The sequence below is a fragment of the Natronorubrum halobium genome, assembly GCF_051351675.1.
Lineage (GTDB): Archaea > Halobacteriota > Halobacteria > Halobacteriales > Natrialbaceae > Natronorubrum.
Genome location: NZ_CP195595.1, coordinates 3,495,201 through 3,516,379, shown reverse-complemented (window position 1 = coordinate 3,516,379; position 21,179 = coordinate 3,495,201). Strand labels below are relative to the sequence as shown.

The window sequence follows — 21,179 nt, the reverse complement described above, 5'->3', positions numbered from 1 at the left end:
GTCTCTCGTCTTTGAACACGGTCGTGTGCCTCGCGGCGAACAGATGCCTTTTTGGCCGTGCCACCCTGCCTCCTAACCATGAGCATCCTCGCGTTCGACGGCCGCATGGGCGCAAGCGGCGACATGATCCTCGCCGCCTTGCTCGATGCCGGTGCCGACCCCGACGTCCTCGAGCCCGTCACCGACGCCCTCGAGGTGGCGTACCGAATCGACGAGACGGTCAAGTGCGGCATCTCCTCGACGACCGTCGACGTCTACCTGACCGATCGGGACGGTGTCGACGGTGACGAGCAGGACTGCACCCACGATCACGGCCACGAGCGCGCGGGCGGACATAGTCACAGCCACGATGGGAGTGAACACAGCCACGATCACGCGGCCGAACACGGCCACAGTCACGACCACGAACACGGCCACGAGAACGGTGTCGATCACGAACGCGGCCGCGCGAGCGAGGAGAGCCACGACCACGTTCACGCCGAAGGCCACGGCCCCCACCGGAGCTACCTCGAGGTCCGCGAGATCGTCGAGGAGATGGGACTCGACCCGGCGGTCGAGCGCGACGCGCTCGCGATCTTCGAACTGCTCGGCGAGGCCGAAGCCAGCGTCCACGGGGAGTCGCTCGAGGAGATTCACTTCCACGAGGTCGGGGCCGACGACGCCATCGCGGACATCGTCGGGGCCGTGCTGTTGTGTCACGATCTCGGGCCCGACGAAATCGTCACGACGCCGCTCACGACTGGCGGTGGCAGCATCTCGATGAGCCACGGGGAGTACCCCGTCCCGACGCCGGCGGTCGTGGAGATCGCCCAGCGCGCCGACTGGTCGCTCCGCGGCGGTCCCGTCGAGACCGAACTGCTGACGCCGACGGGGGCCGCGATCCTCGGCCACTTCGCCGCCGGCGTGGCGTCGCTGCCGTCGCTCGACCTCGAGGCCTCCGGCTACGGAGCCGGCGGTTACGACCTCGATCCACACCCGAACGTCCTCCGGGCGCTGATCGGCGACGGCGACGGTCGCGGCGAGCTGGTGAAGGACGATATCGCCGTCCTCGAGACGAACCTCGACGACGCGACGCCGGAGGTCCTGGGTGGGCTCCAGGAGACGCTCTCGGACGCGGGCGCGAGAGACGTCTCGATACTGCCGGCCACGATGAAGAAGTCCCGACCGGGCCATCTCGTGAAGGTGATCTGCAAGCCCGCGGATCGGGAGCGAGTGGCTCGAGCGCTGGCCGAGGAGACCGGGACGCTCGGGGTTCGAGACGCGGGGGCAACCCACCGGTGGATCGCGAACCGGGAATTCGAGACGGTCGAGCTCGAGGTCGACGAAGAGATCTACGAGGTGACCGTGAAGATCGCCAGCGACGCGGACGATCAGGTGTACGACGTGAGCGCGGAGTACGACGACGCGTTGGCAGTCGCCGGCAGGACGAACCTCGCCGTTCGAGACGTCCTCGACCGGGCGGAGCGTCTCGTCAGGAGAGAGACGGCCGGATCGACTTCGAATGCATCGAGGGGAACCGATTCATCGACCTCGTCGTGAACCACGCCGAGTCTCACAGGTAATGTCGCTCGCAAACGCACAGCAGAACCGTACGGATGATGCCGAAGCAGCTATCCGCGTATTCATCAGAGTGGCGATCGGTCGCCGATGGATAAGCGGTCCTGTAAGTCGGATACAGTTGCTAATTACCGCACCTAATTGCGCTAAAATACCGATTACCGTCTGCAACGGAAGTGGTTACTTTAGCCGCGAGTGGGGGACGTAAGGCGCATGCAGGGTCAACGTGTCCTCGTGACGGGCGGTGCCGGATTTATCGGCTCGAACCTCGCCAATAAACTGGCAACCGATAACGAGGTTATTGCGGTCGACAACTGCTATCTCGGTACGCCAGCTCACCTCTCGTCGGACGTCGAATTCGTCGAAACGGACGTGCTCGACTCGGACTTTCCGTCGGACGTAGACGTCGTTTTTCACCTTGCCGCGCTTTCGTCGTACGATATGCACGAAGCGGACGTACAGCGGGGCGTGAGAGTCAACGTCGAGGGGTTCGTTAATGTCGTCGAGCGGGCGCGAGACAACGGTTGCGATACGGTCGTGTACGCTTCAACGTCCTCGATTTACGGAAGCCAGACTGAGCCGTCGACGGAAGACATGGCCGTGGAGGTGAAGACGGGCTACGAGGCGTCGAAGCTCGCACGCGAACACTACGGCGAGTACTTTTCGAATCACTACGACGTGCAGGTGGCAGGCATGCGTTTCTTTTCGGTTTATCAGGGATACGGGGGGGCGGAAGAACACAAAGGTGAGTACGCGAATATCGTCTCGCAGTTCGCCGACGATATCGCGAACGGCCGATCCCCGGACCTGTACGGTGATGGCACGCAGACGCGCGACTTTACCCACGTCGATGATATCGTTCGCGGCCTCGAACTGGCCGCGGATCACCGTCTAGACGGCATTTACAATCTCGGAACCGGCGATCGGTACGCGTTCAACACTGTCGTCGAACTGATTAACAACGAATTGGGGACCGACGTCGAACCCAGGTACGTCGAGAATCCGATTCCGGATGACGTCTACGTCCACGACACCTGCGCGGACATCTCGAAGATTCGAGCGGCGACGGACTGGAAACCGGAAATCGAGTTTCACGAGGGGATACGTCGGGTTTGTGCACCCTACACCGAGGACAGGTCCGTTTAATACGTGTTTTGATCGATACCCTGCCCGGAGAAATTGACCGTCGGCACGGGTATCGCATCGCGAATAATCCGGGACGCGCACGCTAATACTATCGTGATTCTGTTCGATATAATAGGGTCTAGTCTGACACAATGGTTGGGTGTGTGAATGAAACGGTATTATCTCCTTTTAGGGGCTACCGTCGTCTGTGACGATGTCGAGTCTACATATGTTGCCTTCCTACTAGTATCGAACGCGTACGCTCACCTGCTATCTCGAGTGAGAACGCCCGTCACTTTCGGTCGCAACGACTGGAGTCCGCGGAGGCATCGAGCGAGTGTAGAGCAGAGGGATTCGGCGGTCAAACCAACAATCGGGAGTGTCGAGAGATATCATGAGTGATCAGAGCCATAACGCGTGGAGGACGGGACGAGAGCACGAACCTCACGGCGGGACAGTAACTGGTGTTGTCACGACAGCAGCAGACGAATCGCTCGAAGAGATCAACCAGATACACCGCGCGAAGGCCCAAGGGTACGACGTTCTCGTCGCGCTCTCGAGCGACCGATCGCCCGAACTGGCGAAAGTCGCTCGAACCATCGGCGCACAGGTCGTCGATCTCGATTACGATATCGAACTCGACGAGGACGCGCTCCGAGACGTGCTCGCGTTCGTTGCCAGACGGAAGGGATACTCACGAATCGTGTTCCCCGATCGCGATGGCACGATCGGAGAATCGATCGATTGTACCGATACGACCACCCCGTCGAACGCCACGCAGATCGCGACAGAACGATCGACTGATGGACCGGCGAAAGATATCATCGCCATCCCGGCCTACAACGAAGCAGGAGCGATCGCAACCGTCATCGAGGAGGTACGCGCCTACGCCGACCGTGTACTCGTGATCGACGACGGAAGCGACGACGAAACGGCAGCTCGAGCACGCGAGGCCGGGGCAACGGTCATCCAACACGATTACAACCAGGGATACGGGGCAGCGATCAAGACGGCGTTCGACGAGGCTGCTCGTCGCGGTGCGAGCTCTCTCGTTACGATCGACGGCGACGGACAGCACGATCCGTCGGACATACCGGCGTTGCGAAAGACGCTCGAAACGCCTACCGTAGACGTCGTAATCGGCAGCCGGTTCGCCGACGGGGCGAACACGGATATCTCACCAGTTCGTCGTTTCGGAGTCTGGGCGATCAACCTCTTGACGAACGCGAGTCTCGGCTACGTTCGACCGCACAATCGCATCACGGACACACAGAGCGGGTTTCGTGCGTATAGCGATCGAGCGATCCGTTCGCTCAGCGAGGATCACGACCTCGAGACCCAGATGAGCGCGAGCACGGATATTCTCTATCACGCACGGAAGTGCGGCTACGGCATCGAAGAGATCGGTACCAGTATCTCCTACGATGTGGAGAACCCGAGCAGCCAGCACCCGATCGCTCACGGGGCGGCCCTCGTCGGGAATATCCTGAAAACGACCGCGTATCAGCGCCCACTCCTCGGCCTCGCCACACCGGGATTCGTGAGCGTCATCCTCGGACTCTGGCTCGGTACGACGTTTCTGATGCAGTCGAACGGAAGCGAGGTCGTGTGGACCACGGTATTCGTCGGCTCCGTGGCATTCGGTTGGTTCGGGATCTTCGCTTCCCTCACCGCAGTTCTCATTTTCGTGTTCAAGATACACGGCTGCTGGTCGAGCGACGAGTGACGAGTGTCATGGATCGAATACCCGTCGCTCGATCAGCGGTGAACGGATTGACGAAACGCCTCCGGACGACCGCGTCGATCGACGACTCCCCGAGGAGTCACTCGAAACCGACCGTATCCGTCGTCATCCCGTATAGTCCGGCACATACGCCGGAGACGATGCTCGAGGCCGCGAAACGATCCGCTTCCCGGCAGTCGGTACCCACGGAGATCATCGTCGTCGAAGATCGGAAGCAGCAGGGTCCCGCCGCGGCCCGAAATATCGGTCTCGAGCGAGCGAACACGAGATACGTCGCCTTTCTCGATGCGGACGATATCTGGGTCGACGACAAACTGTCGCGTCAACTCGCCCGAATGCGATCCACCGGTGCGGGCCTCTGTCTCGATGCGCCGCAGATGACGAGAGACGACTTCGTGTACGAACTGCTGCTCGGCGACCTCAACGAGATTATGTCGTCGGTCGTCGTCGACACGGAGCAAGTCGGTGCCAGGTTCGAAGAACGGCTCGGTCGATGGGAAGACCATCTCTTCGCGCTCGAGGCGTCGACCGCCGGCGTCTGTTTCAGTCGGGATACGTTTCGAGTTCGGTACCACGAGAAGAGCATGTCCGCTGGCGGCCTCGACCCGTCGTACTACCTGGAACAGGGGAAACGATACCTCGCCTTCGCATTCGACCGGGTTCCCGAGGCGAGACCGTTTCTGTCCGTCTTTTACAGACGAATGTACTTCGCAGCAGGAGTGTACTTTCATCGGGATAGGGAGTACCGTCGGGCGATCACGTACTACGTGCGGTCGTTGGAGATGGGTCTCTCTCCGTATCCAGTGATCGGATTAGTCGGGAGTACGGTATTCTTGGTCGGTTCGACGCTCGTGACACCACTGCGGAACGCACTCTCACAGTGACCGTACCGAACGTGGCGCGCGGGCAGCCATCTCCCCGACGAAGCGTCGTTGGAGACGTTCAAAAACGGGTTTCTCCGCGAACGTCGCTCGCAGGTCGACCAGCCTCGAGATTAACGTAGCGGTGTTCACGTGAACTGACTGTCCGTTTAACAGTCACCGACACCGGTCGTACGAACCATGAAGATCGCGTACGTTCTCTCACAGAACAAGGGAGGTCTACCACATTATGCTGCCCAACTCGCAAATGCTGTCGCACAGCACGCGGACGTGACCGTCTTCAAGCCGGACGAAACGTCTGCAGACGACGTCTTCGAAGAGACGGTTCGAACGGTCGACGCGTTCCGATCGATGGACCTCTCGTTACCCGATTTCTACCGATTCAACGTCCCCGTCCGACGAAATCTGCGAGGGCTGTACTCCTACCGACACCTCAAACTGATCGATCGCCTCGATCCGGACGTCGTCCACGATCCGACCGATCTCTTTCCACAGGTGAAGTTCTTCTCGAAACTGTACGGCGTCGATAGGAACTACCCGTTCGTCGTCACGTACCACGAGGTCGACGATCGACGGTTCGCCGTTTCTCGGCCCGTTGAAACCGTCGAGAACGTCATCGAGTCAGTAATTCCGGACCTCCGACTCGATCAGGTAATCGTCCACGGAAACAATCAGGTGCCGACGGCAACGCGGTTACACCCCGGGACGCCCGTCGACGTCGTCCCACACGGGGCGAACGACCTCTTTACCGCCTACGATTACGACGACCGACCGGTGGAACGAAACTCGATCCTGTTTTTCGGCAACGTCATCCCTGAAAAGGGAGTCGACACGCTCATCGACGCGATTCCGATCGTCCGGCGCCGCGTTCCCGACGTGACGCTGACCATCGCCGGCGACGGCCGACTCTCGAAGCGGTCACGACGGGTTATCGACCGATACGAAGACCACTTCGAGATCCACGACTACTTCATTCCGAACGAACGCGTGGGAGAATACTTCTCCCGTGCGGCGCTCGTGGCGCTTCCGTACCGGGACCGCGAGGGCGGCGAAAAAGGACATAGCGGCGTGCTTTCGACCGCGTACTCGTTCGGGAAGCCGGTCGTCGCGACGAATGCGGGCGATTTTCCGCGACTAGTCGAGGATGCCGATTGTGGGCTGACCGTACCGCCGGAAAATCCGCAGGAGTTGGCCGATGCCATCGTAACGCTTCTCGAGGACGACGAACGCCGTCGGCGGATGGGCGACCGAAGCGCCGAGCAGGCTGTGTCCCTGTCGTGGGATGCTATCGCGGCGAAACACGTCGATCTCTACGAGCGGGTGCTCGAAGCGCGATAATCACAGGCTGATATTCTTTCGTATCGGCGGCCCGATCACTCGCGTTGCCCGCCTTGGCAGTCTCTGCCAGACGTCTTTGAGACGATCGTATTTGTCGTCGTCCGGATTCGGAAGCGTGATCTCGTCATCAGGGAAGTAGTGATAGTCGTCGAACCAGACCTTCTCTCCGCCCCAACTTTTCTTGAAGGAGTAGACCCCGGTTCCCTCTCGCGTTCGGCCGAGCGAATAGGTCGAGTATCCATCACGGGTGGCCTCTTCGATCGAATTCCACAGGAGTAGACTCCCTCCCTGAAGATCACGATATTCGTGGTCAGAAACGGAACCCCAGTGGAAACCGGTGTCCTCGGAAAAGAGCACGATCTGCCCGTTGATGAGCGACCCGTCGTATTCGACGAGGTCGACGACGACATTGTCTCCTAACTCCTCCCAAAGCCGTTCAAAGAACCCGAACGAGTGCGGTGGTGTTCCAAAGTGTTGCATGTTGTTGAGAAAGAGATCGTAGTAACGACGCAGGTCGTCGACGGATGTTGCTTTCCGTATCGTAAGCTCGTTTTTCCTCGCGGTCCGGATGTGTCCTCGACGAGAGCTATCCAGTGCATTCCAGACGGTGTCGGGATCGCCGTCTTCGAGCGGGATCTCAAACGTGACGAACCGACGCTCTCGTGTAAACGCGGGTGTAGCGGTCGTATCGATATCCCGGCCACGGAGACTGACGAACTCCACGTTCAACTCGTCTGCCATCTCACGGATTCGTCGGAGTAAGTGGGCCGTTGTCTCAGCGGGCGCACGATCGGCGAGGACGATCGATCCGTACTCACTGTAGGGCATCGAGACGAGTTTGTCCCCAAACAGTCGACTCCGCATAAACACGAGCGGAACCACACCGAGGAGTTCGTCGTTCTCGATCGCACCGAGATACGTGGTTTCGTGCCCGTAGTGTTCACAGAGTTGTCCCCATTCCCACAGATCGAATACCGGTCCTGAGTGCCGGGTGACGAATTGATTCCATCGTTCCGGCTGCTCAACGTGTTCAACCTTCATGTCGATGGCTTCCGACAGTGGCGGTCATATACACTGATGACCGTTCCCTGGATAAACGGTCACACACCAGATAACAGTCGACTCGACGAATCGATGGGACCGCACAGATCCGGTAAATCGATAGTTGATACCGCATTCGACGGAGCGGATCGTTCACACCAATGTGTATTATCGTTCTCACTGAAACCAGATTCATAACGGGGGGAATCGATAGAACGCAGAAATGAAAGAGAGCGAACTCGAGGCTCCGATTCTCCGATGACAGACGGTACCGAAGCTGACGACTCGAGCGTATTTCCGTCACGAGTGTTCCGTATCGTCGACGACATCGGTTCCGATGGACCGACCGCACTCTCGGGGCGAACTATCAGAACCACGGTTGCCGTTCTACTGGTCGTCTACTGGGTGAGCGTTCTCGGAGCGGCCTTCGACGTCCACGTCCGCTTCCTTCAGGCGGTGACCGGGGGGGTACTACTGGTAGTCGTACCCGGCATATTGCTCTACGAACTGTTCGACCGATCTGACGGGTTCGGCGAGTTCGTTCTGTATTCGATCGGACTCGGCCTCGTATTCGTTTCCGTCCTGCTAGTAGTCCTCCAGTGGACGGTTGGCCAGTTCGTTCGGCCACTGACTCCATTCGTCTTACTGGGCGGAATGAGCGTGTCGGTGATTGCACTGACGCTGTTGTCGACTCGCGGTCGTCGATCGATCCGTTTCCCGTCGATACCCGCCACCCGCGGTGACGTATTGACTGCCGTTTTGCTCGGCGCACTCCCGGTGCTTGCCGTCGTCGCCGCTCGCGTGTGGGCGGTCTATCGACGGAACGAACTCATGTACGTGCTCGTAATCGCGATCGGTGTCGCCGTCCTTTCTTACCCGCTACTCTCACGTCGGCGTTACCCCCTCGTGATCGGATCGGTTGCTCTCGCGACGTTTCTTCACCGTAACCTGGCTACCCCTTCGCTGGTCGGGGCGGACGTACAGTTACACTACTATCTCGCAGCGACGTCTCAGGAGACGGGATACTGGAACGTCGAATTGGCGGGGGAGTCTGCGTCGGTTCCACTCGTCACTGTCGCACCGACCGTCTTTACCACCATCATGGGGATCGATCTCACGGTCACCTTCACAGTCGTCTACTCACTCATCGTCGCGTTGCTTCCCGTGGGAATCTACTATCTCGTTCGTGACTCATTCGGAACGGCACCGGCGTACTTCGGCAGTTTCTTTTTTCTGTTTTATCACGGGACGTTTTACTTTACGCCCGGTAAAGAACACGTCTCCGAACTATTCGTCGTTCTCATGTTACTCGTACTAGTGAGCGACCGCTCGGGGCCTCGAGCGACGGTTTTTGCGCTACTGTTCGGTCTCGGAATGGTCATGTCACACTACGCGACGTCGTTTATCTTCATTATCGCGCTGACCGGTTGTGCGATACTGTTACGACTGGCACCGGGCATCGATCACCGTCGGGCCGACAGGACGATCACCCTCCCGTTCGTCGGTATACTGTTTGCGATCACGATCGGGTGGTACTGGGTTATCTCACCCGCGTTGATAGATGTACTGGCACTGGTCCCGGAATCGATGGCTCGACAGCTCTCGCACCTCGTCGCACTCGAGTTCGAATACCTCTCCGGTGGCACCGGGGCGGGCATCGTTCAACAGCAACAAACCACCCTCGGGCGACTGACGACGGTTCTCTACGCCGGTATGATCGCTCTCGCCGGAATCGGATTGGCGAGTCGAGCTCGTGCCGAGTTGTGGAACGGATCGTCTTCGGTTGCAGCCAGTTCGCTCGTCTGTCTCGCCATCCCGCTGTACGGCTTCCTCGGATTTTCGGTCGTCGCAATCCACAACCTGGACGCCGATCGGGTCTTCCAGATCTCGATGGTCGTTCTGGCTCCGTTCGTCGTCCTCGGATACGGTGTTCTTCACTCGAACGCTCGGAGAGTCCAGCGATCCCTCGGCTGGTCGCCACTCGCGGCGCTGCTGTTGACGGTCTTCGTCATCAACGTGGGGGCTGCTCCGCAACTCGTCGGGGAACCCACCGATTTCACGTTCGACGACGACGTCTCCGACTTCGCGTACACGGACGAGGAGATCGAAGGGGTCGAATGGTTCGATCAGCGAGTCGCTGTCGATCGAATCGATGAAACGGGCGGCGATTCGGTCACTGTCTACACTGATAGGCACACGACCCAGCTGTTCAGGTCGGTCGTGCCACCCGATTACTACGAGATAGAGATGCATCCAATTCCGACCGCAGTCGGTAACGACACCGCGTTTGACGACGGATACATCGTTATCAGAGAGCGCTCCGTCAGCGACGATGGAGCCGGCGGTGAACTCTCCGAACGAGAGCGCGAACGAATCGCTCAGGACGAGCGGACGGAGATGCTCTTCGACAACGGGGAGATGCAGATCTACGAGTATCGGGCCGATGCGTAGTCAGATGCGTGACCTCGAGACGGTTCGGTCCGTACGTTGAAACGGACGCGACGCCCGCATTCAACGCGGGAAGGATGTCAACTAGTCGTTGAGTCGAGTAACGCGGCAAAACCGGACCGGTCGGACAGCGGGGATTTAATTGCATCTCTGTGGTCGGTACGGGCGCTCATGAACTCTCTGTCGCTGAGCATCGAAATCGAACTCGGGTGGGGACGGGTAATGGAGCCACCCGCCCGTCGCCTCGACGCGTTCAGCGATCGCCAACGGACGCGCGAGTCGAAAACCTTACAGGCCGTTCTCGAGGTCTGTGACCGCTACGACATCCCAATCACGTTCGATATCGTCGGCCATCTCCTGCTCGAGTCGTGTGACGGGCACCGTCTCAGCCCACACGAAGCGGGATGGTTCGACGCCGATCCCGGGACGGACGTCCGGACGGACCCGCTGTTCTACGCGCCGGACCTGGTCGAAGATATCATCGATGCAGACGTCGACCACGAACTCGGCACACACACGTTCTCACACGTCCCTTGCGACACGGTGTCGACCGAGACGGTCGACTGGGAGATCTCGAACGTTCGAACTGCTCACGAACGGGCCGGCCTCGAGCGGCCGACCACGCTGGTCCCGCCGATGCACCGAGAGCCACCGGTCGACGTGCTGTGCGACCACGGGATCGACGTGATTCGAATGCCCGACGGCACCTATCCGTCGGAGAGAAACATCGTACGGCGGTTTGGATGGCACTTTACACGGGATCCCCCGCGAGCGGATCCCGAAAACACCGGTGGTCTGACGCGCGTTTCGACGACGCACTCGCCGTCGCTGACAGCGGTGACGCTCCCGATGGGACAGCTCGACCCCCATCCGGGTTTTCGCATCCTGCCGAAAGCCGTCCGAAAGCGAGTTCATCGTCGGTATCTCGAGCGCGCGCTCGACGCCGTGCGAACGGGATCGAACGTCCACCTGTGGACCCATCTCTGGGACCTTTCGAACGACGATCAGTGGTCGCTCGTCGGCCCATTTCTCGAGAACGTGGGAACTGCCAGCCGAAATAACGACGTAACCGTTCGAACGCTGGACGAACTCACGGTAACCGATACCAACACTGATGAATGTAAACACTGAGGACGAGTCGATGCGAGTCTGTGTGCTGTTCGACGGGGAAACGATCAGTGAGTGGGTCGCAAGAGCGATCGAACGGATGCTCGATGAAACCGACGCCGAAATTACGCTGCTGGTAATAAATGATGAACCCGATCGAACTCCCGGCGAACTGCTGAAACGGTCCGTTGAGAGCCCACACTGGGCGCGGATCACCGGTGGACAACTGCTCATAGATCGACTTCTCGGCGAACCAGGGTACCGAAAACCACGACCGATCGACGAAATCGACGGGCTCGAGCGGGTTCCCCGCGTGTACTGTACACCGACTCCGACCGACGGGTTCGGCAACGAGCTACCGGACGACGTCGTGAAGATGGTTGGAGCAAACGCCGATATCGTCTTCCGTGAGGGGTTCAACGTCATCAAAGGGGAGATTCTAACTGTGACAGAACACGGCGTCGTCAGCTTTCACCACGGTGATCCGACGGCCTACCGCGGCGGTCCGGCCGGCTTCTGGGAATTTCTCGACGGAGCGGATACCGCGGGGATACTGTTACAGCAGTTGACCGAAACGTTGGACGCCGGGCAAATCGTCGTCTACGACGAGGTCGATACGTCGGACGCGCCGACGTGGCGGGAGGTCCAGCGGCGACAGTACGTCCATTCGGTGCCATTCCTCGCAGCCGCGATCGAACGGTTCGAGGACGAGTCGTTCGAGCCCGAGCGACTCGAGTCGCTCGGTCCGGTACACACCGCTCCGAACGCCGTCGATTATGTCCGGTATCAGTACAAGAATACGCTCGGGAAGATCCGTACACTGGTCTCCGATGTCACTGATCACGCACCCGTTGCTACGGTCCGAACTCCGGCGGAGGAGAGATGAGACCGATCACAGCGGACGCGTTACCGCGGTAGCGTCGGGTCGAATCGCCGGTAAATACGGTACTTCGCCGTCGAATCGAGTCGTGAACATAAGCCGAATTACATCGTAGGTCTGGTGATGAATCTCTCCCAGTCGGCACTCAGAATCTTCTTCGCGAAGTCGGCGGGGGCGGTCCTGTTCTTCCTCGGTATCACGTTCTTCGCTCGAGAACTCGGCCCCTCCCAGATAGGGATCTTCTTTCTGTTTCAGACGGTGTTGGGATTGACGACGATCGCCGCCGACATCGGCATTCGCGGGGGGCTCGAGAAGCGTCTGAGCCAGGGGCTCGATCCGTCCGAAACGCTCGGTTCTGCGATACTGATCAAGCTCATCGCGATCGTGCTCATGAGCGGCGGTATTCTCGCCGTCCGCGATCCGCTCAACCAGTACCTCGGTGGCGATTTCGCAGGTTATCTCGCCCTTGCGCTCGTACTTCGTGAGGCAGCGGACGTATTCATTCAGACGCTTCGCGGCGAGCTGCGGGTCGGCGAAACGGCGGTAATCGAGTTCTCACGTCACTTCGTCTGGGTTGTCGTCAGTGCAGTGTTGATACTAGCCGACTTCGGCGTTATCGGACTCGTCTACGGATTGATCATTGGCGAGGTCGTGGCACTGTGCTGGTCGGTCGTCAAGGTCGAAACGAGTGTCGGTCGGCCGTCACGAGACTACGCGGTATCGTTATTTTCGTACGCGAAGTACTATTTCGTCTCTTCGCTGGGCGGGAAAGTCTACCAGTGGATGGACGTTGCGATCATCGGACTGTTTCTGACGTACGCGGACGTGGGGATGTACGAGATCGCGTGGCAGGTGACGTTGCTCGTCCTCCTCGCGAGCAACGCCATCTCGACGACCCTCTTTCCGCAGCTCAGTCAGTGGGACGCCGAGAACGCAACTGACCGGATCGAGCGCGTCGTCTCTCAAGCCGTCGGCGTCACACTGTTCGTTTCGATCCCTGCGCTGCTCGGCGCGGTTGTGCTCGGGAACGACATCCTTCAGCTCGTGTTCGGCCCCGAGTACGCCGCCGCGTCGCTCGTCCTGTTCGTCCTGATGGTGGAGAAGGTTTTTCAATCGGTCAACGACGTTCTGGGCGGTGCGTTGCAAGCGTTGAACTATCCGAACCTCTCCGCCAGGGCGATGTCGGTTGCGATCGCCCTCAATATCGTTTTGAACGTCGTACTCGTGCTGTCGATCGGACTGATAGGGGCGGCGATCGCTACGACGACTGCAGCGATCGTCCACACGCTCCTCCAGGGATATTATCTCTCGACTATTATCTCCTTTCGAGTCCCGTATCGTCTCCTCTCGTTGTGCGTTTTGACGTCGGTCCTCATGGCGGGAGCACTCCTGATTAGTCAGGCGATCGTCCCGGTCTACAGCGTCCCCCTGCTACTGTCGCAGCTACTCTTTGGAATTTTTGTGTACGTGTTGCTCGCTGTGGCGTTCCCGACCCTCAGGGAACAGATAATCGTGCCCGGTATCAAAGTCTTGACCTGATCTGTCCGTCGTCGGGTCGGACCAGACGACTGGCAGGTCCACCGATCGCGTTCTTGCGAGAGTAGGTCGGGTTCGATACGTTCCACGGATGCTAGCAACCGTTCCGACGGTCTCTGACTATCGTCGGTTCCGGCACAGGGTATCGGCCGCAATTGGTCCGTACGAGACACATTGGAGAGAAGCACTGGTAAGCAAATTCCAACACTCGTTTCATTAGGGTCAGCGGTGAGAAATCGTATGGTGATGAACGAACGGCCGGCATCGGGCCCAGACGAATCACGAGTAGACAGACGTGACCTGCTACGGCTCGGTGCCTGTTGTCTCGGCAGCGTCGTTGCGGGTTGTCTCACCCCGGAACCGGATCGCGACGACCCAGCGGAAACGGACGGACCGGTCGACACCTCGGAGCTGAACCGTATCTTTTCGGACGACTTCGAGAGCGACCGCCTCGACCACGACCGGTGGCAGACCAAGTTCCCCTGGGATGCCAGAACCCACAACTTTGACGCGTACGTGTCAGCGGAGAACGCGTACGTCAACGACGAAACCCTCGTTCTCGAGGGCGAGGACCGGCCACAGAACGGACTTTCGTACACGACCGGGGTCGCTTCATCCCAGGAATCGTTCGAAACCGGTTACTTCGAGGCAAGCATACAGATCCCGCCGACCGAACCGGGTTTTTGGCCCGCCTTCTGGCTTACGCCCACCGAGCCGGAGCGGATATTCCCGGAGATAGATATCTTCGAGTTTTTCGGAAGTGACCCGTGCGCCGTATTGACATACCACTACGAAGATTCGGATGGAGAAGAGCAAGAGCGAAACGCGGAGGTCTGCGACGAACGGTTCAGTGACGACTACCACGAGTACGCCGTCGATTGGAGCACCGACCGAATCGTTTGGTTCATCGACGGCGAGGAGCAGTTTCGATACGACGGATCGTACGTCTCCGACGTGGAGATATCGATCGTCCTTAACTTCGGGATCGGAGCGGACTTTATAGACGAACCGAACGCGGACTCCTTTCCGGCGGAAATGCGAATCGATCGAGTAAACGTCTGGCAGTAGCGCACGTTATCGGGAGGTGCGAACGCGCATCACCTCGCCGAGCTATCCTCCGGAAGAAGGACGGAATTGGTGGGAACCCGTCCGAATTTGGTATCAGTACGTCTCTATCGTACGTTCTTCGGTACCCGCTTCGTCGATAACGGTAATACGAACCGCGGAGACGTCCTCGTCCGAGCGAACCCTGTGCTCGCCCGATTCGATCAACCCGTCAACCGACGACGTCTCCGTCTCGAGGACGTCCCTGTCGGCGAGCAGTTCGGTTGTCACGGATTTCAGGTCCCTCCCTTTGTCTGAGACGATCCAACTGACGCGAGCGCGGTTCCATCGACCGTTGGTGTTCCAGCGGACCAGAGAGTGTTCGATTACTGGCTCACTGTCGGCGTCGTCGGACCCGTCATCGGTTTCCTCCTCTCGATCGTCATCACCTTCTTCGTCGTCCTCGTCGTCCGGTTCACCGGTCTCTTCATCGTTGTCGTCCTCGTCGTCCGGTTCACCGGTCTCTTCATCGTTGTCGTCCTCGCCGTCCGGTTCACTGGTCTCTTCGTCGTGATCGTCCTCGTCGTCCGGTTCCGAGTCGTCTCCGGTATCAGGGTCGGTCTCGGATTCCTCACCGTACTCGATTTCGACGTGTCCGACCTGCCCCGTCCAGTTGGCACTGGCGCCGCTGAGGACGATGCGCAGTCGATCGGTGCCGGACGGCACCGACTGCGCGGCGTACTCGAGGTGACGCCATCCCGCTTGGACGTCACAGTACTCGGTCCGTTCGGGCGAGAGCTCCGTCCAGGAGTCACCGCCGTCAGTGGAAGCGTAAAACGCGAACGATCCCCCGTACTCTACGTGATCGTGTGCTTCGACACGGAAGTCGGAGATCGATCCTCCCGGCTCGTAGATCATCGACGCGTCGTCGGTCGATCCCGAGCGAGCGATTCGAGCATCGTCGTCGGAACAGTTCCCGTCGTTCCGCTTGAAGTGCTGGCTATTCGACGTGTCGACGAACAGCGCGTCGCTATCGGAGGACGGATGCAAGGTCTCGAGATTGCTGCAGTCGTCCACCAGTACGTCCTCGGATCCGTCGTCCGTCTCGTCCGGCTCCTCATCCTCGTCTTCGGGTGGCGACCCGGATCCCGGCGCGTGTTCCCAGACACGGCACCAGTCGACCCGCGTTTCGTCCGACCACGTCGTCGACTCGTCGGCCGTTCCGAGTCGGTTGACGTGGTTAGAGAACATCATGTAGTGCGGAAGACAGCCCTGGTTGTTGAACGCGCTCAGGATGTCCGAATCGTCCGTCGAATCGTATAACTCGCCGTCGAAGTAGAAGCGGATCTCGTCCTCTTGCCACTCGCAGCCATAGACGTGCCACTCCTCGCTGAGGTCGTGGCCGGCGTCGTAGGATCCCATCCCCGCTGCCGTGTGGGTGCTCTCGTCGTTACACTGGCCGCTCTCCGAGTAGTGAAGTTCCCCGTGGGCCACCTCCGAGTCGCTCGCGTTCCCGTAGTGGAAGACTTCGACGAAGTCGATCTCGGGAGGCCAGTTCTCGTTGTCGGGCTTGGACCAGAACGCTGGAAGCACTCCGTTCCGGGTGGCCGGTTTCATCCGCGCCTCGATATACATCCCCGGACCGATCTGAACGCCCTCGTTGGGACGCGAAACAGGATAATCGACCGCGTCGGGAGATCCGGTATTCACCGCTCCTTGCGTGAACTCGCCGCCGCCGTGGTGATTGATCTCGAGGACGAGTTCGCCGTTCTCGATGTAGACGTCCTCGTCGGCGACCGTCGCGTCGTCGTTGCTGGCGGTCGTTCCCCATCCGAAACCGATTCCCCAGCTATCGGAGTCCAGGGTACCGTTCTCGAATCGATCTTCGAACGCGAGCTCCCAGTTCTCGGGATCCACGGGTCCACCGTCGTTGTTCGCCGCAACAGAACTTGTGCCTAACGACAGTCCGCCGAGCGCTACTCCGACGCCTGCCCCAGTCGTCTTCAGCCAGTCTCGTCGTCCGATTCGGGACGTTTCGTCGATACGTTCTCGTTCTCCGGAACTTCGTTCGCGTGCCATTGTCGCGGTCAACAGATAGAAACGATTACTTATAGATCTTTTTTGTAATATGCCGAAAGAATGGATACTTCATTAAATTGGTCGGAAAGCCCGGCCGATAGACAGCTAACAAATCCACCACCATGTTGTGTGGAAGTAATAAATACAATATTTTAGGTAGCTACTCAGTCGGAACGCGCGAGTCTCGTGCGGCCAGTGGCGACAGCCCCTGTGAGCGTATCGATAATCTCAGTCTTGTTGTCGTATCTGTAGCGGTGAATTTCCGTTCCAAACCGTCAATATCAGCTGTTTCAGGGGAGTCGGCTGTACAATTCGAATACTACGGTCTCTCCGAATAGATGCTCGTACTGACTTTCACGTTTTACTATACGAGTTCTCGCCGATCACGATACCGCCTCATATCCCCGGTCGCGTAATCGAAATCGCATCGGCACTCCTCGTGATGACCCGGGGACGTAGTAGCCGATTGGCGCCTTCGCTCGAGACGGCGGCGTCGCGGCCAACCGAGAGCAGCCATCGCTCGAACGGACGGGGCCGATTATCGGCCCGTACGATCGGCATTGAGAGCGGCTGTTGTCGAGGGATCGTCGCGATGGAGCTGATCAAAACAGCGGGGTAACGCTCGATCGCGGGACCGCAGATCCGAACTGTCGGCCGAGTTTAACGATCGACTCGCTACAGCAGTTGCTCGAACGTGCCGAACTCGTGGGTCGAGAGCAACGCCTCGAGTTTCCGTCCTAACGTCTCGATTCCGCGAAAGCTGACGAACCGCTTGTGAGCGGGGATTTCCGTCGTCGCGACGGCCGGGTTGAACTCCCACGGGTGAAAGTATAACGTCGCCGGGATCTCCCGCCGATTGAGATTTTGGATGCCGCGTTTCAACAGCCACGTCGGCTGCAGACGCGCATAAAACCCGCCCGCTATCGGCATTCGAAGTGTCGGATGAAACGTCGCCAGGGGAAACTCGAGCAGTCCGGCCTCACCGCGTCCCTCCGTCGAAAACGGGTCGTCGATATCGACGTAGTACGGTCGAACCGGCGCGCTCGAGACGCCGTACATCGGCGTTCGAACCGGAAAGACGCTCGAGTCGTACCGGAGGTCCGACTTCGAGAGAACGTCGAACGCCCATCGGGTCTTCGACGTTACCGAGAAGTTCGGAGCACGGAACCCTGCTGGACGGGTCCCAATCGCGTCGGCAATCGCGTCAGCACTATCGGCGAGTTCGGCCTCGAACTCGCCGGGGGTGAGATCGAATAGCGGCGTGTGAGTGTGGCCGTGCGTCGCGATCTCGTGGCCGTCGTCGGCGAGCGCTCGAACGACCTCCGGATACTCGGCTGCGACCTCGCCGACGACAAAAAACGTCGCCCGTACGTCGTGAGCGGATAGTAGCTCCCGAACGATGCGGACGGATTCTTCGAGTCGATCGGTCGGCGCGCTGACCTCGTCCCGAATCAAGGTCGCAGTGTACCAGTGTTCCAGATCGAACGAAAGGACGTTCGTGACCGACGGCGGGTCGTGTGGCACAGTCGTCTCGGCGTTCGACGCTGGCGACGAACGGGCAGCTGTGCGCAGGTTCTCGAGGGAGGTCATGACGGCGACAGGAGACGAGCCGAGGATCTGCTTTGTTAGCGTCACCATAGTAGGACGCCACCATGGATTACCGCGCTACTGTGACAACAGATACCGTAGCCGCCACGCGACCGATTGGAGAGATACCCGGACGCCGTTCGGACTATCCGAAGCGAGGAGCGTCTCGAGCGTACGACTACACAGGCGCCTCTGTTAGTCCAGCCAGCCTCTCAGTCCTCTGCGGTCCAGCGGCCACTGATGGAGTATCGGCTGCCGACGGTCGGACTGTATCGCAGCATCGATCAGTGGTCGGCCGTGACCGTTGTCGGTGTCGCCGTCGTTACGCTCGAACGCGACGTCGGAATATACTGGATATGGGTCCGACGAGTACGTGCGGATAGCGTCGGAACGAGTCGTCGCGGGGAGAGACGGGGTGAGTGAAGCGTCCGCGACGAACTGATATGTAGAGAAGGGCAGCGAATTATCTGGAACGGTAGAGCAATCGCCGCTGATGCCATTAGCACAGCTCGTTCGAAAAGTTCGGATCGTACCGGTGACATCGCCTACAGTACCGTAGCGGCTGACAACAAAAGCGTGTTTAACCGGAATCATCGTCACTATTTCTGTCGCTAACCGTTCTATCACTACGTTCAATATCTGTCACGGGGGACACGATATTCTCCACTTCTCACACTCACCGACCGAAATCTCGCCGAATGAACTAATTCAGAAATACAATAGATACGTTTCACACCCCCAACAATACGTTTAATTTGTAATATTCGAGACGCTTGTATAATATCGGATATTTATTACCGTTCGCCTCGTATTCAGCGAATTACGTGGATAACCTTAGGTACGTGTTTAAGCTTGGAGTCGAGAATAGCCACCCATAATCATGTCAGCTATGGGTAAAATACACGAATATATTGCTCAAACAAATCGCGAACCGAGGCTCCTTACTGTGTACTCCGACTATACCTTCGACCGGATCTTGGACGTCGGATGTGGAGACGGAGAACTCACGATGCGAATCGGAAAGTCGTGTGGTGCTTTCGACATTTTCGGAGTCGATATTTCCAGAGGTAGCGTAAAATCGGCTCAAAACCGAGGTGTGAATGCAGTACTTCTGGATATTGACCACGAAGGGCTTCCGTTCAGAGACGGGACCTTCGACAGCATCCACTCCGGAGAGGTGTTTGATTACATCAAAAACGATAGTCATTACTTTCGAGAAATCTACCGCGTGTTGAAGCCGGGCGGGATTTTTATCATTTCCTTTCCTAACCTGGCATCACTCCACAATCGAGTCGCTTTGTTGAGAGGAGAGATGCCGTTCCTGCTACGACCCGAGTTCGATTGTTGTTATTACGAGCACGGATTAGGAACTGAGATGACGGCAGAGCGAGTGAACATACTCACCCTCAAACTGTTCCGAAAGACGCTGAGAAAACACGGCTTCGCGGTACGCCGTGTTGTCGGATGTGGCGTGGATTCTGAGCTTTCATTTACTGAACAACTATTCGATCATCTCTGCGCTCGGTATCCTGCAATAAGTTATCGAAATATTATGGTTTGCGAGAAATGAGATGAGTTCAACGATACGATATTCTGCGTTCCTCGATGGGTAATTCACTCCGTCTCACCGAATGCGTACCGACAGTCGAGATAACCGCACTGAGTCGAGAGAGTCGGAGAACAAACGGAAAGGGGCGGGATTCGTCACGACCTGAACGAGGTCGCTTGTCGTTAGCTGGGACGCCTGAATAGTCGCACCTGTGATACGTATCTTTTGTAGTCCGAACGAGTGATCGTGTCCGATGGACGCAGAAGTTACTCGTCGGAGTTCGTTGATCGAGTAGGGAGACGTCTCCACCTTTCGGGGGACTTGCGTCGAAAACACATCCAGCCGAATCTATTGAGATCCACTTTTTCAGTCACGTTTTCGGCAGAATATCCGTTTACCAAATGTACAAATATAGCGCCATGACCCCTCATAACATATAGGTTTCCAGATTGATTACTCTCTTATACGGACGTTATATTTATAGATCTCCAAGAAGGAAAATTACTATGGTTTTCGAACGCGGCCCGGAGGGGAAACTCCATGCTCCGGCATATCGAAGTGGCTGCTACTATGAACGATTGAGCGACTGTTGTTTCCTCTGTATGGGTCGAATCGGCCTCTCCTTGACGACGTCTCCAGTCCGATATCGGCTCCGAGACGCGCAGCGCGACGATAATCACGACCTTCTCGGAGAGCGCGTCGTGGTGCCGTACGTCGATGATTCGAACAATTCGACAGGACTCGGTTATCGGGAAGGGACGGTCAGCGACGTCCACGTTCGCTCCGGGGACGCTCCTGACCTACTGACGGTCAAAATTGGCGAAGACAAGTACGTACACCTCGATCTGGCACTAGATGAACGGCCCGAAGTCACAAAAATGCGTTCTGATTGAACGTTCTGTCTCGGTACACGATGTAGTTGCACAGACGCTACGACCATCATTTGACGAAAGATATCGTTGCGGGTCTTGAACGGCCGGATGTATTCGCTCGATGAGATAGCACGAAAGAGCTGTTTAGTTGTATGTACTGCCCACGTGTGAGTGGAACCTGACAATTCGATAGCACCGATTACGCGTCGAGAGACGGAGCGAAGAAAGCGTCAATTTCGGGTCCGCCGTACGCTTTGTAACAGCTATTCGATAGTTGACCGTCACCCTGCCCCGACGACCCAGCCCTAGTGTCGAATTCACGCACTTTCTGTATTCGCGGTGTTAATTAATGGAGACCAATTACCGACGGTTCTTTCCGTCCACGTTCACA

14 protein-coding genes are annotated in these 21,179 nt (G+C 58.3%); 11 read left to right on the top strand and 3 right to left on the bottom strand.

Annotated features, from left to right (window positions below; genetic code table 11):
* The first annotated feature begins 78 nt into the window (after positions 1-78).
* The 5 genes from larC (at position 79) to ACSFC7_RS17350 (ending at position 6,645) form a co-directional block, all read left to right on the top strand.
* The gene (larC, locus tag ACSFC7_RS17370) at positions 79-1,539 is read left to right on the top strand and encodes a nickel pincer cofactor biosynthesis protein LarC (RefSeq protein WP_436344082.1); all 1,461 of its coding nucleotides are present in this window, start codon (positions 79-81) and stop codon (positions 1,537-1,539) included.
* A gap of 231 nt (positions 1,540-1,770) precedes the next feature.
* The gene (locus tag ACSFC7_RS17365) at positions 1,771-2,703 is read left to right on the top strand and encodes an NAD-dependent epimerase/dehydratase family protein (RefSeq protein WP_436344081.1); all 933 of its coding nucleotides are present in this window, start codon (positions 1,771-1,773) and stop codon (positions 2,701-2,703) included.
* 373 nt (positions 2,704-3,076) lie between these two features.
* Positions 3,077-4,408 (top strand): glycosyltransferase family 2 protein, encoded by a 1,332-nt coding sequence (locus ACSFC7_RS17360; RefSeq protein WP_436344080.1) that lies wholly within the window; start codon positions 3,077-3,079, stop codon positions 4,406-4,408.
* Between the two features lie 8 nt (positions 4,409-4,416).
* On the top strand, positions 4,417-5,310 hold the full coding sequence (locus tag ACSFC7_RS17355; RefSeq protein ID WP_436344079.1) for a glycosyltransferase family 2 protein: 894 nt from the start codon (positions 4,417-4,419) through the stop codon (positions 5,308-5,310).
* Between the two features lie 177 nt (positions 5,311-5,487).
* Entirely contained in the window at positions 5,488-6,645 is a 1,158-nt protein-coding gene (locus ACSFC7_RS17350) for a glycosyltransferase family 4 protein (protein WP_436344078.1), read from the top strand.
* On the opposite strand, the gene ACSFC7_RS17345 is transcribed toward ACSFC7_RS17350, so the two are convergent.
* A complete protein-coding gene (locus ACSFC7_RS17345; protein WP_436344077.1) occupies positions 6,646-7,386 on the bottom strand; it encodes a GNAT family N-acetyltransferase in 741 nt (246 codons plus the stop codon).
* Between the two features lie 558 nt (positions 7,387-7,944).
* On the opposite strand from ACSFC7_RS17345, the gene ACSFC7_RS17340 reads away from it, so the two are divergent.
* From ACSFC7_RS17340 to ACSFC7_RS17320, 5 genes are all read left to right on the top strand, one after another.
* Positions 7,945-10,137, top strand: coding sequence for a DUF2206 domain-containing protein (locus tag ACSFC7_RS17340; RefSeq protein WP_436344076.1), 2,193 nt, complete (start codon positions 7,945-7,947; stop codon positions 10,135-10,137).
* 219 nt (positions 10,138-10,356) lie between these two features.
* Positions 10,357-11,265, top strand: coding sequence for a polysaccharide deacetylase family protein (locus tag ACSFC7_RS17335; protein ID WP_436344075.1), 909 nt, complete (start codon positions 10,357-10,359; stop codon positions 11,263-11,265).
* Positions 11,249-12,127 carry a hypothetical protein gene (locus ACSFC7_RS17330; RefSeq protein ID WP_436344074.1) on the top strand — a complete coding sequence of 293 codons (879 nt, stop codon included), beginning with the start codon at positions 11,249-11,251 and terminating at the stop codon, positions 12,125-12,127. The genes ACSFC7_RS17335 and ACSFC7_RS17330 overlap by 17 nt, the downstream gene beginning before the upstream one ends.
* A gap of 117 nt (positions 12,128-12,244) precedes the next feature.
* Positions 12,245-13,660 (top strand): oligosaccharide flippase family protein, encoded by a 1,416-nt coding sequence (locus tag ACSFC7_RS17325; RefSeq protein ID WP_436344073.1) that lies wholly within the window; start codon positions 12,245-12,247, stop codon positions 13,658-13,660.
* A 237-nt stretch (positions 13,661-13,897) separates the two neighbouring features.
* Complete coding sequence (locus ACSFC7_RS17320) at positions 13,898-14,725, top strand: glycoside hydrolase family 16 protein (protein WP_436344072.1); 828 nt, start codon at positions 13,898-13,900, stop codon at positions 14,723-14,725.
* A gap of 93 nt (positions 14,726-14,818) precedes the next feature.
* Here the strand turns inward: ACSFC7_RS17320 and ACSFC7_RS17315 are convergent, their stop codons facing one another.
* Together ACSFC7_RS17315 and ACSFC7_RS17310 are read right to left on the bottom strand one after the other, a co-directional pair.
* Positions 14,819-16,618, bottom strand: coding sequence for a glycoside hydrolase family 16 protein (locus tag ACSFC7_RS17315; protein WP_436344071.1), 1,800 nt, complete (start codon positions 16,616-16,618; stop codon positions 14,819-14,821).
* 837 nt (positions 16,619-17,455) lie between these two features.
* Positions 17,456-18,418, bottom strand: a complete 963-nt coding sequence (locus ACSFC7_RS17310) for a polysaccharide deacetylase family protein (RefSeq protein WP_436344070.1) — start codon at positions 18,416-18,418, stop codon at positions 17,456-17,458.
* Positions 18,419-19,247: 829 nt separating this feature from the next.
* On the opposite strand from ACSFC7_RS17310, the gene ACSFC7_RS17305 reads away from it, so the two are divergent.
* The gene (locus ACSFC7_RS17305; protein ID WP_436344069.1) at positions 19,248-19,937 is read left to right on the top strand and encodes a class I SAM-dependent methyltransferase; all 690 of its coding nucleotides are present in this window, start codon (positions 19,248-19,250) and stop codon (positions 19,935-19,937) included.
* Positions 19,938-21,179 lie beyond the last annotated feature (1,242 nt).